Origin of the sequence: Streptacidiphilus sp. MAP12-33 (genome assembly GCF_041261265.1) — a bacterium.
Classification (GTDB): domain Bacteria; phylum Actinomycetota; class Actinomycetes; order Streptomycetales; family Streptomycetaceae; genus Streptacidiphilus.
In genome coordinates, this window is record NZ_JBGCCA010000011.1 from 12712 (window position 1) to 27948 (window position 15237).

Genomic DNA, 15237 nt, shown 5'->3' on the forward strand with positions numbered 1-15237 from the left:
GCACGATCGTTCGTCTATGATTTGGCTGAGTCAGCACAGAAGAACGCAGCGCGAGGAGAGCCGTCATGCCCCGCACCATCTGGACCAGCCACTGGACCCACGGCCCCCACCGCCTCACCGAACCCGCCAAGCCCGCCGAACCCCGGCAACTCACCGTCAGCATCACCGAATTCACCACCCATCGCCCCTGGCACGCGCTCGGCGTCGCCGCCTCCGCCCGCCGCCTGCGCGACACCTGGCCCGACACGGAAGGTGCGGTCGGCCTCCTCCTCTGGATCCACCCCCACCCGCTGCGCCCCGTCACCGGATCCCTCTCCGTCTGGCGCGACCCCACCGCCCTCCACGGCTTCGTCTCCCGCCCCGACCACCGCGTGATCGTCCGCGACTACCGCGACCGCGGCACCGTCCGCTCGGCCACCGTGACCCTCCCCGCCGCCGACCTGCACACCGCCTGGCAGTGGGCTCGCCCCTTGCTGACGGGGCAGCAGTCCTGGCCCGTGGCCTGACTGGTCATCGTTTCGGGAGCGGGCGGCTCGGCTTCGGCCGCCACGCCCCCGAACGACGTCCCAGCCGTCATCCACGGGTCCGCGGAGCGGCAGGATGTCTCGATCGGCGCTCGGTGCCGGGCCTTAAGCGCTGGTAGGCGAGGCGCGGAACTGCTTGAGTGTCGGTGTGAGTGACGACTGGAGCTGGACGCCCGCGCACCATGCGGTGGAGATGCAGGATGCCGAGGCATTGGCGCGGCTCTTGGCGGGCGGTGTTGACCCGAATGAGGTTTTCAGCAACGTGACGCTGCTGACCCATGCCATCGACGCTGAGGGAGATGCCGCCGCCCAGACAGGGCAGCCTTTGAACGTGCACTCCACCGCCGTGCTTCTCGCGTTCGGCGCGGACCCGGTACTCCCCGATCCGGACGGTGACACCCCGATGGACATGGCTCGCCGATACGGTCACGACCTTGCGATCCGACTGCTGGAGGCCCACATCAGTCGAGGCTGCACTCACGGCGGATGAGCGCGCCCCGCCCTGCCCCGCTCGGCGGGACAGGGCGGGTGACACCCGCTCGCAGAACCGGTCAGCTGCTCGGCATGCTGCCGTTCGCGCCGCCCATGCTGCTCATCATCGCGTCCAGGACCTCCGGCGTCAGCTCCACCGCGCCGGCGGGCGCGGTGATCGCCGGGGCCGCGCCGTCGAAGGACAGCGAGACCGGGAGGTGCTCGTTCTTCTTGGCCGAGGAGGCGTCGAGCTGCGCCAGGTCCAGTGAGACCCGGGACAGCGAGCCGTCCTTGAGGAAGAGCTGCGCGTCCGCCGTGCCGTTCGGCAGGTCGGTCGGGGTGGAGGTGGGGACATTCCCGATGCCGGGCAGCTTCTTGACGATCGGCAGGACGGCCTTCTCCAGGTCGGTCGCCAACTGCTTGGCCGGCGCCTGGACGTCGATCTCCTGGACCCCGTCCGTGGTGCCCTTGTCGGTGAGCGTCAGGTCACGCTTCAGCACCGCGACCACAGCGTCGCCGAGCTGGGTCTGCGTGGCGCTGTCCAGCGTCGGCATCGAGCTCGGCACGCCGGCGGCGCCCGTGGACTTCTGCGCCTGCTGGCCGAACTTCTGCAGCGTGGCCGCGTCCACGGCCACCCACTTGTCCTCGAGCAGCGCCTTCATGGGCGCGAACTCGGCGGGGGCGTCGGCCATGCCGCTGCGCATGTCGGAAAGGCTCTGGGTGAAGCTCTTGTCGCCGCTCAGTGCGGCCATCTCGTCTAGGCCGACGCGCAGGTACGCCTTGCTGCCCAGCTCCCGCACCTCGACCAGCGGCTTCTTGTCACCGGCGTGCACCTCGAAGGAGACTGCGACTCCCTGGGGGAGGGCCGTCGAGTTCGCTCCGGCGGCCTTGAACACGTCCTTGACCGGCTTGCCGGCGGAGGTGACGGTGACGGTGGCGCCCAGCCCGCTGAGCTTGCGGGCGTCGGTCAGTTTCAGCTTGTCCGCGAGGTTGCCGTCGGTGCTGAGGGCCACCAGCTGCGCCGGGGTCGCGTCGAGGGAGAACGCGACCGAGAGGGACTTGCCCGCTCCGAGCTTGTCGAACGCCGTGCTCACCTGCTCGGCAGCGGAGAGCTGCTTGGCGGTGCCGCAGGCGGCGATGCCCACGGCTATCGCGGCCGAGCAGGCGAGGGCGGTAAGGGTCTTGCGTGCGGGCGTGATGACGGACTCTCCTCGTGCTGGGCAGATCCGCCGGAATTGCGCGGAATCTGCACCCGATCTTCAAATCTGTGCACGGAGCAGAATAGAGGCGCGGGCCCTCCGTTTCCGTCGCGTCCGTATCCCGAACCGATCACGCTTTGGCCAGGTGTCCCCACGTCAGCGTGGTCCCATGGACGACAATCATCGAGTACTCGTCCGAAGCGAATGTGACGTACCTTCGGCAGCCGGGCCGCCACGGAACCGGATCAGGCGGCCGAGGCGTCCACGAAGAACTCGGGGAAGGCATTGACGAGGGCTTGCCGCATGGCCAGTTGGACGGTCTCGAAGTCACCGTCGTCCGGAATTGAGACAAAGTCGGCGAACTCGGGCAGGTCGAGGTAGGCGCTTCGGGGCGTCTCGAGGAAGTCCGCGTCCTCCTCGTCGATCCCGCGCACGTTGATGCGGCGCACGGCTTCAGTCGGGACACGTCCACGAAGATGGTGAGATCCGGCTCGGGCGCACCGACGAGCAGTCTGCGCAGGACAACTGGGGCCAACCTGGATCCGGCGTGGATGGTTTGTAAACTGACCCTTGATATCGTTCCGGGCGACGAGACAGGTGTGGTCGAGGGCGCTCCAGGGTGAGAATCCTCCGCTCACCCGCGGGGCTGCTCGGTGCAGTCCGACCCCGGCAGGCCGGGTTCCTGGCCTTGGGGAGATGGGCCGGGGTCGTTTCTCGTGTCGAGGGGCCTTAGGCTGGGCTATCCCATCCGCGTCCGTGGCATGGGCACAACTGGGTGAGGGAGAGCAGCGTGGCGCAGGGAAGTTCCGGTATCCGGGGTGCGCGGATCGGGTCCGGTCCGATGGGGGAGCCAGAGCGCGGTGACCTCGCCCCTCGCACGATGGTCTCGTTCTGGTGCGGCAGTGGTCACCAGACGCAGCTCAGCTTCGCGATCGAGGCAGTGATCCCGGAGACGTGGGACTGCCCGCGGTGCGGAGGGCCCGCCGGCTCCAACCCCGAGGACCTGCCGGTCGCTGAGGGCCACGCCCCGTACATGACCCACATGGGTTACGTCCGCCAGCGCCGCACCCAGGCGGAGGGCGAGATCCTGCTCAACGAGGCGCTGGCCAAGCTCCGCGGGACCATCTGACGCCATCGCTGTCGCGCGCCGAGGGCCGCGCCGGACCGGACATCCGCGACGCGGCCGGGCCGCTCCCGCTTCGCTGGCGCGCTCGGTGTGGGGGGCCTGTGTGGCGTTCGATCAGGGCGTCCATCTCCGCTCAGGGTGTCGTCCGGGGCCGGCGCCAGATCCTTTGACTGCGCTGCGGCTGTCCGGCGGACTAGCCTCGGACGATGACGCAGAGCACAGGGCTGGCCGGGGCCTTCGACGATCTGGCCGACAGCTATGACCACCGTCACCACGACGAAGTCGCGCGGGCGCTGATCGACCAGGTGGCGCCCGGCGCGCAGGACCTGGTTGCGGACGTGGCGTGTGGAGCCGGAGCAGTTGCTCTCCAGCTCGCACAGCGTCGACAAGCCGCCGCCCAGCCGGTCCTGGCCGTCGACCTGTCTCCCGGTATGGTCGCGGTGGGCAGAGCCCGGGCCGAGACCATGACCTGCGGCGGGGCGATCGACTGGCGGGTTGCCGACGCCGTGCCCTTGCCGGCCGACGACCACTCCCTCGATGTCGTGTTCTGCGCGTCCTCGCTTCACTTTCTGGGGCGTCGGGCGCTGGCCGACTGGCGCCGCGTCCTGCGCCCAGGGGGCCGGGTGGGGTTCACTCTGCCCCTGGCCACCCACTTCCGTGCGTCGGGAGACTTCGCCCGGCATGTGGCCCGCGACGTGCCGTTGCCGCAGACGGCCCGGGAGGCCGGCACGTGGGTGGCGGAGTGCGGATACACGCAGGTCGAATCGCGCATCCTTGTCCTTGGCACCCGTCGTGCGGTGGTGGTCTCCGCGTCGAGCCCGGTGCGACTCGACTGAGGCGGAGCTCCGTGCACGTCAGCTTCCCGGCTGCTGCATCCCCCCGCGCGGGCGCCCGGGCGCTCAGTTCGGACGCGGCCGCAGTTGTTCGGAGATCGGGACCACCGGGGGCATGACGAAGTCGCGACGCAGATGGTTGCCACCGTCGAGGACGAGCGTGTGCCCGGTCAGGAACGCGGCGAACGGCGAGCACAGGTAGGTTGCCGCCCAGCCCAGCTCGTGGGGGAGCCCCACTCGTCCGGCGGGTTGCCTGCGGGCGTCGACGGCGGCCTGGTCCGGGTCGCGCTCGCGCAGGGCGCGCAGAGCGGCGGGCAGGTCCTCGTGTGGGAACAGACCGGGGACCAGGCCGTTGACGCGGATGCCGTCCGCCGCCCACTCGACGGCGAGCGTCTTCGTCATGGCGTTCACCCCGGCCTTGGCGGATGCGCTGTGCACCATGCCGGGCCCGCCCGTGAACGCCTGGGCGGCCGAGATGTTGAGGATCGCGGCGGGGCCCGGCGACGCCCCGCGTCCGGTGTGCCGACGGTGCAGCTCGCGGGAGCACAGGAAGCTGCCCGTGAGCACGATGTCGACCACCGCCCTCCAGCCGCCGGGACTCAGCTCGGCCGCGGGGACGGGGAAGTTGGCCGCCGCGTTGTTGACCAGCACGGTCACCGGCCCGAGTGCGGCCTCGACGGTGTCGAAGGCGGCGGCCACCAGTTCCGGATTCCGGACGTCGGCCGTCGCGCCGACGGCCACCGCGCCTCCCGCCGCCGCGTCGGCCGCAGTCGTGCCGGCCGCCGCCGCGCCGACTTCCCCGGCGCCGTCCCGCGCGAAGGCGCGAGCGGCGCGAGCAGTACGAGCGGCCTCCTCGACCGCACAGACCCCGGCCGCGTGATGTGCGGGATCGCGGCTGACGATGCCGACGCGCGCGCCGAGCCGGGCGAACTCCACGGCCATCGCCCGGCCCAGCCCCGTGCCGCCCCCGGTGATCATGACAGTGGTGCCCGCGTAGCTGCCCGCAGGCAGCATCGCCGTGCCCGGCGGTGGGGGAGGGGATGCCACGCCCGCGTCACCGCCCCTCGAAAGTCGCGCGTTCGCGCCGGACCGCGGCCGCGTAGCCGGCCTTCTTGTCGTCGGACGCGAACAACGCCGCGGCGGACAGTGCCTGGGTACGCAGCGCCTCGGTGAGGGTGTGGTCGGCATAGGCGTCGATGGCGCGCTTGACCGCCTGGACCGCGAGCGGGGCGTTGGCCGCGAGCTGCCGAGTCAGTTCCAGGGCGGCGTCGTGAAGTTCGCCGTTCGGCACGACCAGCTGGACGGCGCCGATGCGCTCCGCGGTCGCCGCGTCGATCCGGCGGCCGGTGAGCGCCAGCAGCTTGGCCCACCCGGTGCCGATCTCCCGGGCCAGACGCAAGTCCCCGCCCGCGTCGACCGCCACGCCGAGCGTCACCTCCGGCAGGGCGAAGACGGCGTCCTCGGCGGCGACGCGGATGTCGCACATCAACGCGAGTTCGAAGCCGAAGCCGAGGCAGTAGCCCTGCACCGCGGCGACCACGGGCTGCGGCAGCCCGGAGAACACCCGGAGCCGCTCGTGCACCAACCGGATGCCCTCGTAGTAGTTGCGCACCAGCTCCGCGTCGGAGCGCCCGGTGACGGGCGAGCCGGGCGCCGCGGCGTCGATCCCGGCGCAGAACGCGCGCCCGTTGGCCTGTAGCAGCACGGCTCGCACCTGCGGGTCGAACCGGATCTGGTCGGCCCGTGCGGCGAGCTGACGGGTGGCCTCCCAGCTCCACCCGTTGAGCTTGCCGGGGTTGTCCAGGGTGAGTACGGCGACGCGACGCTCGTCGGTGTGCTCCAGGCGGATGAACCAGTCCTCTTCGGGCAGCAGCGGCGCTGTGGGGAACACGGCACTCCCTCCGGCCCGGACGCCCGTCCAGGCCGGAGCATTCTGACAGGGCGTCAGTTGGACTACCAGATGCCGCGGGGGAGAAGGGCGGCCCGCGAGAGCCGCCGTCTTCCGTTCGTGCCATGATTCGACGGCAAACGAGTGATCGATGTGACGGAAAATCAGAGGTGCCCGATGGCGCAGGACTGGGACTGGACACAGGCGGCCGACATACCCGAGGGCGGGTCGGTCCCCTTGCTGCGCACGGACGTTCCTCACTCGGCGCGTATCTACGACTTCTTCCTCGGCGGCAAGGACAACTTCCCCGTCGACCGTGAGGCCGCCGCGGACATCGCCGAGGTGTGGCCGAGCCTGCCCCTGTCCATGCGCGCCAACCGCCAGTTCATGCGCCGCGCCGTCCACCGTCTCGCCGCCGACCACGGCGTACGGCAGTTCCTCGACCTCGGCACCGGCCTGCCCACCGAACCCAACGCCCACCAGGTCGCCCAGGCGGTCCACCCGGACGCGCGGGTCGTGTACGTGGACAACGACCCACTCGTGCTCGTGCACGCGCGCGCCCTGCTCACCGGCACCCCGCAGGGCCGCATCACCTACATCGACGCGGACCTGCACGACACCCGGAGCATCCTCGCCTCACCGCAGCTGCGCCGCGTCCTCGACCTGACCCGGCCCGTGGCGGTCAGCCTCTTCGCGATCCTCCAGTTCGTCACCGACGAGGACGCAGCCCGCACGATCATCAGGGATCTGGTCACCCCGCTCGCCCCCGGAAGCTACGTGGCGCTCTCCACCGTCACAGCGGACAGCAACCCGCGTGAGGTCACCGAGGGCCTCGCCGTCTACGCCGCCCGGGGCATCCCGGAGCGGGCCCGGACCAGGGACGAGGTCGCTGCGCTCCTCACCTCCGCCGGCCTGGAGATCATCGAGCCTGGTGTGCAGTTGGTCCATCGCTGGCACCCGGACGAGGAGTCCGTCGGGCTGCCCGACGAATGCGTCCAGATGCACGGCGCCATCGCCCGGAAGCCCTGACCGGGCTCCCCGCCTGCCGCGCCCGTCCGCACGTCCGCGCCCGTCCGCACGTCCGCGCCCGTCCGCACGCCCACGCCCGCCCACGGTCAGGGAGCCGGTCGGGTGGCATGGTCGGCGGGGTTCCGTGGCGGGCGTGGCCGCGTGGCCATACTCGGCGGTATGCGTTTCGTGCCGGTGCTCCCCGCTGATCCCGCCGCGTCGCCCGGGGGCGGTGGCCCCGGGCTGCTCGTGGCCGAGGCCCTGGCCGGTGGGGTGGTGATGGTGGTCACCTACGCCGTTCTCCACTCCGTGGGCCAGTCGGGGACGCTGGGCCGCGGCACCCTGCTGCTGCTGGGATGTGGGGCACTGGCGCTGCTGGTGGGGCGCCGGCGATTTCCGCAGGCGGCGATGCTGGGGCAGGCGGCGCTGGTCGGGGTGATGCCGGCGGCGTCGATGCTGTGCGCCATCGTCTGCTACAGCTCCACGCGGCGCTGCGAGCGGGCCCGGCGCCGGGACGTGCTGCTGGGGTCGGCCGCGGTACTGCCGGTGGTGGTGTGTCTGCTGCGGGTGGTGGTGTGGCAGGACGGCCGCTGGCAGTACGCGGCGCAGTTGGGTGTGGTCCTGGCGGCGGTGACGGTTCTGGTGCCCGGACTTGTCGGGACCGCCGCAGGACAGCAGGACCGCTTGGTGCTGGCGCTGCGGGAGCGGACCGCCGCGGCGGAACAGGCCCGCCGGCTGGCCGAGAGCGAGTCCCGGATCCACGAGCGGTCCAGGATCGCGGCCGAGATGCACGATCTGGTCGGGCATCGCCTCAGCCTGATCGCCCTGCACGCGGGCGGCCTGGAGATGGCGCTGGGTTCGCAGGCACCGGAACTGCGCGAGGAGGCCGCCCAGGTGCGCCGCGCGGGCCGGGACGCGATGGACGAGCTGCGGCAGGTGCTCGGCGTGCTCGGCCCGCTGGGACGCGACACCGGCACCGATGCGCTCACCGACGCCACCGGCACCAGGTCCGACGTGCTGGCACTGGTGGAGGAGTCACGGGCGGCGGGGGTGCCCGTCGAGTACTCCTGGGAGGGGGAGGACCTGGACGCGGTCCAGCCCCGGGTGCGCCGGGCGGTGAACCGGGTGGTGCGGGAGTCGCTGACCAACGTCCACCGTTACGCCCCCGGTGCCCCGGTGTGGGTGACGGTTCGGCACCTGCCCGAGCGGATCGAGTTGCGGGTGCGCAACGGTCCGCCGTCCGCGCGGCCCGCTGCGACCTCGGGGCTGGGCACCGGACGCGGGCTGACGGGGCTCGGTGAGCGAGTGGCGCTGCTGGGCGGCGAACTGACGGCCGGTCCGAGCGCGCAGGGCGGTTTCCAGGTCGAGGCGACGGTGCCGACCGATCCGGACCAGGACGGGGCGGCGGACCGGCAGGTCCGGGAGTCCGCCGCGCTGGAGGGGTTGCCGGCGATCGAGGGCCCGGTGCGACGGCAGATGGCCGGAGTCGTCTCGGCGGCGCTCGGTCTGGCGGGCCTGGGCGCCATCCTGTTGCTCGGCCTGGCGGTGGTGCAGGAGGCCCACTACTACAACTACGCCTCCGCGCCGCCGCCGGACTCGCTGCACCTGGGGATGTCCTTCGACCAGGTGACGGCGCTGGTCGGCGGGAACAACGACGCGGTCAGCGCGGCCGCGGCCGGGCGGGAGCCGGATCGGGCGGCGGGGACCACCCGGTGCATCTTCCCCTACACCTCCGCGACGTTGCAGGACCGGCTGCAGATCACCCGTTACTGTTTCGCCGGGAACGTTCTGACCGATATCTCCCATTTCAGTGCTCCTCTGGCGCATGACGCGGTGCTGTCCGTTCCCGTCCCGTCCGCCTGACCCCCGATCCCGGAGTGGTGATGACCGAGAACAGTGGGGCGGCCCCGATCCGGGTGCTGCTCGCCGACGACGAACCGGCGATCCGGGCCGGGGTCCGGCTGATCCTGCGTCACGCCGAGGGGATCGAGGTGGTGGCGGAGGCGGCCAACGGCGCCGAGGCGCTGGAGCTGGCCGCCGCCCAACCGGTGGACGTGGCGCTGGTGGACATCCGGATGCCCGTGCTGGACGGCCTCGCCACCATCGCGCCGCTGCGCGCGCTCGAGCCACGCCCGGTGGTGGTGATGCTGACCACGTTCGGCGACGAGGAGAACGTCACCCGAGCCCTGCAGTCCGGGGCCAGCGGCTTCCTGCTCAAGGACGACGGACCGCAGGAACTGGTCAGCGCGGTCCGGGCGGCCGCGGCCGGGGACGCGGTGCTGTCGCCCGGCGTCACCGGTGTGGTCGTCAAGCGGATGCTGGCCGGCGGGCTCGAGGCCGGTGCCACCGCCACCGTCGACGACGACCGACCCACCGCGCGGCAGCGCGTCCAGGCGCTGAACGAGCGCGAGCGCGAGGCGCTCTCGCTCCTGGGGCAGGGCATGCCCAACCTGGAACTCGGCCTCAGGCTCGGCCTGGGACCCGACGCCGTCAAGGTGCTGGTCAGCGACATTCTGGACAAGACCGGTGCGGACACCCGGGTCCAGGCCGCCCTGGTGGCGGCGGAGGCCGGCCTGGTCCCCTGACCCTCGAACGGGTGCCGGCCCGGTCGTCGGGCGCCGGCCGGGCCGTCGCCCGGGGCTGGGTGTCCGCCGGGCATGGGTGTGGACCAAGGGCCTGGTGGCACCGGGCCCTTGGAGGCCCGGTACGGGCGTCCTTGGACCCGTCCGTAGGGGGAGCCGGAGCGCATAGAACAGAGCGGAGGATTCCGTGCGCGTGCCTGGCCCGGGCCCGCCCCGACAACGAGGAGCACCGTCCGTGACCCGCATTCTTGACCTGGACGGCGGCCCGCTGACCGCGCTGCGCGGCCGGGAGCTGACCGCGGCGGTGGCCGCTGCCGAAGGACGCACGCTGGTCGGTGAGGTCAGGCCCAACACGGCGGTGCTGGCCGGACCGGACGGCACGGGCGGTGTCTGCAACACCGAGCTCGCCGCCGCCTTCGGTGCCGACGTGATCGTCCTGAACATGCTGGAGCTGGTCTTCGACGGCGCGGTCTGGAACCTTCCCGCTCTTGGCCGCTTCGACTCCCTGGACGCACTCGCCCGACACCTGGGCCGGCCGGTCGGGGTCAACCTCGAGCCCGGCGACGTGCCGGCGGCCCGCAAGGCCACCGTCGGCAACGCCCGGCTGCTGTGCGACCAGGGCGCCGCGCTGCTGTGCGTGACCGCGAACCCCGCCACCGGCGCCGACCTGGCCGACATCGCTCGCACCAGCGAACAGCTGCGTGCCGCGCTGGGCGACGACGCGGCGATCTGGTCGGGCAAGATGCACATGGCCGGGCGCACCGAGCCGCTGGACGCCTCCGGGATGCGACGGGTGGCCGAGGCGGGCGCCGACGGCGTACTGGTCCCGCTCCCCGGCACGGTGCCCGGGGTCACCCGCGAGATCGCGGCCGAGGCGGTCCGGGCCGTCCACGCCGCGGGCGCCATCGCGATGGGCACGGTGGGGACCAGCCAGGAGGGGTCCCACCGCAGCCTCGTGCCGCAGCTCGCCCTGAACGCCAAGGAGATCGGCGTCGACGCCCACCACTTCGGCGACGCCTGGCTGGCCGGGGTGATGGACCCGGAGCTGCTCTACGACTACTCGGTGGCCATCCGCGGCCGCCGCCACACCTGGAGCCGCATGGCGCGCAGCATCCGCACGCGGCCGTGAGCGTGCCCACCTCACCGGCACCGTCGGCGGCCCTGCCGACGGGCGGGCGGCGTTGTCCGGTCGGCGGGACGATGGCCGAGCCCCACAGGGTGTGCAGGCCCAGTGTGTCGCGCAGCCACTGGGCGGCGGAGGGCAGCGGACGCGCTCGCTCCCACGATGGACGTGCGTGAGGCCCGACGGGCGGGCCGGAGCGCGGCGGCAGGACCTCGGTCGTGCCCGGCCGCGCGCCCGACGACGCTCGGACACCGCCGCAGGACGACGGTCGCGGTGCCCCGGGCGTCCCCGAGGCACCGCGACCGGTTCCCGCGCCGTGCGCGTCTCAGCTCACTGCACGACGGACCACACGAAGGTCGCCGAACCGCTGACCCCCGCCGTGTCGGTTGCTGTCACCGTCACGGTGTAGGTGCCAAGGGTGCTTCCCGTGCCGGAGACCGTGCCGTTGGACGCGATCGTCGTGCCCGGCGGCAGACCGGTGGCGGTGAAGGTCAACGCCTGGTGCGGATTGGAGTCGACCGCCTGCATGGCGAAGGAGACCGCCGCGCCCTTGGGGCTGCTGTACCCGAACGGGTTGACGACGCCGACCGTCTCCGCGCCCGGCACGCCCGAGTTCGCCGCGACGTTCGCACTCACCGCCGTGTTGGCCGCGGCGACGCCCGCCGCCGAGGCGCCGGCGGCGACCTGACCGGTCAGCTTCTGGGCCAGGCTCGTCGAACCCGTGAGCGGCAGGCTGTTCGACGCGTCGCCGACCCTGATCGCGTACGTGCCCGCCTGCGCCTCCCACTGGTTGTCGGTTCCCGACCACGAGGCCAGGTCGTGGATGCTCAGCGGGAAGCTGACCGTCGTGGACTGGCCCGGGTTGAGTGTCGCCCGGTCGAAACCCCTGAGCTGGAGCGGGGGGTCGTTGCTGGCGGCGGGATCGCCCACGTACATCTGGGCGACGTCGGCGCCCGCGACCGAGCCGGTGTTGGTCATGGTGGCCGTCACCGTCGCCTCGCCGTCGGCGTTGAACGCGCCGACGCTGAGGTTGGAGAAGGAGAACTTCGTGTAGGAGAGGCCGTATCCGAACGGGAACAGCGGGGTGATGTTCTGGGACTGGTACCAGCGGTAGCCGATGTTCACGCCCTCGCTGTAGACGGGGCCGGTCGGTGTGCCCGGCCACTGCGCGGTGGTCTGCGCCGGGACCTGGCCGAGGCTGGCCGGGAAGGTGACCGGCAGTTTTCCGGACGGGTTGGCCTGACCGAAGATCAGCGCGGCTGTCGCGGCGCCGGTCTCACCGCCGCCGTACCAGTTCTCGAAGACACCCGCGACGCTGCCGAGCCACGGCATGACCACCGGCCCGCCGCTGTTGATCACCACGACGGTGTTCGGGTTGGCCGCGGCCACCTGCTGGATCATCGCCTCGTCCGCGGCGGACAGGTCGATCGACGTCAGGTCGCTCTCCTCGCCCTCGGGCAGGTTGACGTAGACGATCGCGTCGGTCGCGGCCTTGGCCGCGGCGACCGCCTGCGGGATGTCGGTCGTGCCGTTGTCGTCCCCCTGGGTGTAGGTGACCTTGAGGTTGGGCCCGGCCGCGTTCTGGATCCCGGTGAGCGGCCAGACGGTGTTCGAGCTGTCCACGCCTCCGCTGCCGCCGCCGGCGAGCTCGACGCCCGCGCCGCCGTCGGTGCCGATCACGGCGATGGTGCCGGTCATGTTCGGGTTCAGCGGGAGCAGGCCGTTGTTCTTGAGCAGCACCGTTCCCTCCTCGCCGAGCTGGAGCGCGGTCTGCTGATGCGCCGTACTGGTGACGGTGCTGGACAGCGATCCCGTGGCGGGGTTGTCGAACATGCCGAACCCGAACATCTGGGTGAGGATCTTGGCCACCCGCTCGTTCACCAGCGCCGGGCTGAGCGTGCCGGCCGTGAGGGCGGCGGTCACCTGGCTCGCGTTGGAGAAGGGCATGGCGATGTTCATGCCGCCCTCCAGGTCGCCGACGGCGGATCCCGCGCCGCCCCAGTCGGAGGTGACGAAGCCGCCGTAGTTCGCCTGGTTGTCCAGGCCGTCCTGCAGCATGGTGGCGCTGGCACAGGAGGGGGCGTTGTCGACCACGGCGTACGAGCACATCATCGCCGCCGGTGCGGACTTGGCGATGGCGTTCTGGAACGGGGCGAGATACAGCTCCTCCAGCGCCTGCTGGCTGACGGTCTCGTTGTTCCCGCCGTTCGGGTACTGCTCCTGGTCGTAGGCGGCGACGTGCTTGACCATCGCCATCACGCCCTGGCTCTGAAGGCCCTCCACCTCGGCCGAGGTGATCTGCCCGGCCAGGTACGGGTCCTCGCCGTAGGTCTCGTAGGTCCGCCCCCAGCGCGGGTCGCGCACGAGGTTCGTCGTCGGGCCGAGCGAGACGTTCGCGCCCTTTCCGGCGAACTCGGCGCCCTTGGCCGCGCCTTCCTGCTGGATCAGTGCGGGGTCCCAGGTGGCGGCGGCGTTCTCGCCGTCGGGGAAGGCGGTCACCCCGCCGTTGCCGTCACCGACACCGGACGGACCGTCCTCCATGTTGATCGCCGGGATGCACAGGTTCGGGATCGCGGGGACCTGGCCGATGTAGGTGGAGGCGCCGTCGCCGGAGAGCAGACTGGCCTCCTCCGACTGGTCCATGGTGGTCAGCACCTGCTGGACGCGCTGGGCGACCGGCGCGGTGGAGCCGACCCACGGACAACTGCCGTTCCCGCCGTTGCCGGTGCCTCCGGCGAGCGGGGCGGTGGTGGTGAGGCCGTAGACGTCGAACTCGAGGATCGAGTAGCCCCACTGCGTGGCGCGGGCCGTGCCGTTCATGCGGACGTAGCGGGCGCTGGTGGAGACCGGGAAGGTCTCCTGGCCGCCGGTCCCGGTGGTGGTGGAGTAGACGGTGGTCCAGTTCGTGTTGTCGTTCGAGACCTGGAGCTGGAACGCGGAGGCGTAGGCGGCCTCCCACAGGACGCCGATGCTGCAGATCTGCGTCGTGGACCCCAGGTCGACCTCCAGCCACTGGGGGTCGCTGTATGCGCTCTCCCACCGGGTTCCCGTGTCGCCGTCGGTGGCGGCGACGGCCTGGTTGGCGGTGGCCGAGTAGGTCGACGAGGCCGTGGTGGGCTGGTCCATCGCGAGGTCCTGGATTCCGCAGTACTGCGAACCGGTGCCCCCGCCACCGGAGTTCGACCCCTGGCTGAAGCCCATCGTGTGGAAGTTCCAGCCGTTGGAGTCCTGGTGGACTGTCAGTGTCTGGGTTCCGGCGGGGAGGGTGAGGTTGGCGGTGACGGTGGCCCAGGTCTCATAGCCGCCGGTGTTGGGTACGGCGACCGCTCCGGTCAGGTTCGTGCCGGAGGAGTTGGTGAGGTGGAGTGCGTCGGCGATGCCGTAGGGCGAGGCGACGCGGAAGCTGATGGTGTAGGTGCCGGCGGAGGCGGCGTTGACGGTGTAGTCGAACCACTGGCCGGCGGTGGTCCAGCCGATGTCGTAGGCGCCGCCGCCGGTGGTGTCCTGGGTGTCGGCGGTGGCTTCGAGGTCGATGCCGTCGGTGCGGTAGCTGTTGGCGCTGCCGTTGGTCGAGGAGACGCTGTACGCCACGCCCGGCCCGCCGGTGTCGTAGTTGGCCGCGGGCACGGTGCCCGGCACGGCGGCGGCGGTCCCGCCGAAGGGCCCGCCGTTGCCCGATCCCGAACCTCCGCCCCCCGACGCCAGCGTGAAGGCCATGGCGTGGAGGTTCCAGCCGTTGGAGTCCTGGTGGACTGTCAGTGTCTGGGTTCCGGCGGGGAGGGTGAGGTTGGCGGTGACGGTGGCCCAGGTCTCGTAGCCGCCGGTGTTGGGTACGGCGACCGTCCCGGTCAGGTTCGTGCCGGAGGAGTTGGTGAGGTGGAGTGCGTCGGCGATGCCGTAGGGCGAGGCGACGCGGAAGCTGATGGTGTAGGTGCCGGCGGAGGCGGCGTTGACGGTGTAGTCGAACCACTGGCCGGCGGTGGTCCAGCCGATGTCGTAGGCGCCGCCGCCGGTGGTGTCCTGGGTATCCGCCGTGGTCTCGAGGTCGATGCCGTCGGTGCGGTAGCTGTTGGCGCTGCCGTTGGTCGAGGAGACGCTGTACGCCACGCCCGGCCCGCCGGTGTCGTAGTCGGCGGCCTGCACGGTGCCCGGCACGGCGGCGGCGGTCCCGCCGAACGGAGCGCTGCCCGCGGCGAACGCCGGGGAAGTCGAGCCGGCCACCAGCGAGACCGCCAGCAGGGCCAGGACCGCGAGCAGCGCGTACAGGGCGCGCGGGCGGTGGACGGTACGGCGGGGTCTGCCACGGGCGGGCGCGAGTGGCCAGGTGGGTGGGAGAGGCCTCATTGCGTTCCCTTCAGTCGGCCGATCTGATGCCTTGGAGTGCCTGGACGTGCCGGCCCTCGACAACAGCGCTGTCGGTGGGCCGAGTTCGCCCGAGGTGCGTGATCCGGGCGGTCCGTGCGAGTGCGTTCGGCAGTCGGCT

General features: G+C 71.9%; 13 protein-coding genes. 8 read left to right on the forward strand and 5 right to left on the reverse strand.

Going from position 1 to position 15237, the window contains the following annotated elements; genetic code table 11:
• Nucleotides 1-65: 65 nt before the first annotated feature.
• Both ABH931_RS13100 and ABH931_RS13105 read left to right on the forward strand, forming a co-directional pair.
• A complete protein-coding gene (locus ABH931_RS13100) occupies nucleotides 66-506 on the forward strand; it encodes a hypothetical protein (RefSeq protein WP_370112638.1) in 441 nt (146 codons plus the stop codon).
• Nucleotides 507-717: 211 nt separating this feature from the next.
• Nucleotides 718-1014: an ankyrin repeat domain-containing protein gene (locus tag ABH931_RS13105; RefSeq protein ID WP_370112939.1), complete on the forward strand. Its 297-nt coding sequence runs from the start codon at nucleotides 718-720 to the stop codon at nucleotides 1012-1014.
• A gap of 61 nt (nucleotides 1015-1075) precedes the next feature.
• Here ABH931_RS13105 and ABH931_RS13110 read toward each other — a convergent pair whose 3' ends face one another.
• A complete protein-coding gene (locus ABH931_RS13110) occupies nucleotides 1076-2140 on the reverse strand; it encodes a hypothetical protein (protein WP_370112640.1) in 1065 nt (354 codons plus the stop codon).
• 299 nt (nucleotides 2141-2439) lie between these two features.
• Complete coding sequence (locus ABH931_RS13115; protein WP_370112642.1) at nucleotides 2440-2643, reverse strand: hypothetical protein; 204 nt, start codon at nucleotides 2641-2643, stop codon at nucleotides 2440-2442.
• A 341-nt stretch (nucleotides 2644-2984) separates the two neighbouring features.
• Here ABH931_RS13115 and ABH931_RS13120 point away from each other — a divergent pair, with 341 nt between their 5' ends.
• A complete protein-coding gene (locus tag ABH931_RS13120) occupies nucleotides 2985-3323 on the forward strand; it encodes an RNA polymerase-binding protein RbpA (RefSeq protein WP_370112643.1) in 339 nt (112 codons plus the stop codon).
• Nucleotides 3324-3526: 203 nt separating this feature from the next.
• Nucleotides 3527-4156 carry a class I SAM-dependent methyltransferase gene (locus ABH931_RS13125; protein ID WP_370112645.1) on the forward strand — a complete coding sequence of 210 codons (630 nt, stop codon included), beginning with the start codon at nucleotides 3527-3529 and terminating at the stop codon, nucleotides 4154-4156.
• 63 nt (nucleotides 4157-4219) lie between these two features.
• On the opposite strand, the gene ABH931_RS13130 is transcribed toward ABH931_RS13125, so the two are convergent.
• Nucleotides 4220-5200 (reverse strand): SDR family oxidoreductase, encoded by a 981-nt coding sequence (locus ABH931_RS13130; protein ID WP_370112646.1) that lies wholly within the window; start codon nucleotides 5198-5200, stop codon nucleotides 4220-4222.
• A gap of 7 nt (nucleotides 5201-5207) precedes the next feature.
• On the reverse strand, nucleotides 5208-6044 hold the full coding sequence (locus ABH931_RS13135; RefSeq protein WP_370112648.1) for an enoyl-CoA hydratase/isomerase family protein: 837 nt from the start codon (nucleotides 6042-6044) through the stop codon (nucleotides 5208-5210).
• 174 nt (nucleotides 6045-6218) lie between these two features.
• Between ABH931_RS13135 and ABH931_RS13140 the strand changes: the two genes are divergently transcribed.
• The 4 genes from ABH931_RS13140 (at nucleotide 6219) to ABH931_RS13155 (ending at nucleotide 10760) form a co-directional block, all read left to right on the forward strand.
• Nucleotides 6219-7070: an SAM-dependent methyltransferase gene (locus ABH931_RS13140; protein ID WP_370112650.1), complete on the forward strand. Its 852-nt coding sequence runs from the start codon at nucleotides 6219-6221 to the stop codon at nucleotides 7068-7070.
• A gap of 159 nt (nucleotides 7071-7229) precedes the next feature.
• A complete protein-coding gene (locus ABH931_RS13145; RefSeq protein WP_370112652.1) occupies nucleotides 7230-8912 on the forward strand; it encodes a sensor histidine kinase in 1683 nt (560 codons plus the stop codon).
• A gap of 20 nt (nucleotides 8913-8932) precedes the next feature.
• Nucleotides 8933-9634, forward strand: coding sequence for a response regulator (locus ABH931_RS13150; protein WP_370112654.1), 702 nt, complete (start codon nucleotides 8933-8935; stop codon nucleotides 9632-9634).
• A 232-nt stretch (nucleotides 9635-9866) separates the two neighbouring features.
• Nucleotides 9867-10760, forward strand: a complete 894-nt coding sequence (locus ABH931_RS13155) for a hypothetical protein (RefSeq protein WP_370112656.1) — start codon at nucleotides 9867-9869, stop codon at nucleotides 10758-10760.
• A 324-nt stretch (nucleotides 10761-11084) separates the two neighbouring features.
• Here the strand turns inward: ABH931_RS13155 and ABH931_RS13160 are convergent, their stop codons facing one another.
• On the reverse strand, nucleotides 11085-15098 hold the full coding sequence (locus ABH931_RS13160) for a glycoside hydrolase family 3 C-terminal domain-containing protein (RefSeq protein WP_370112657.1): 4014 nt from the start codon (nucleotides 15096-15098) through the stop codon (nucleotides 11085-11087).
• Nucleotides 15099-15237: the final 139 nt, after the last annotated feature.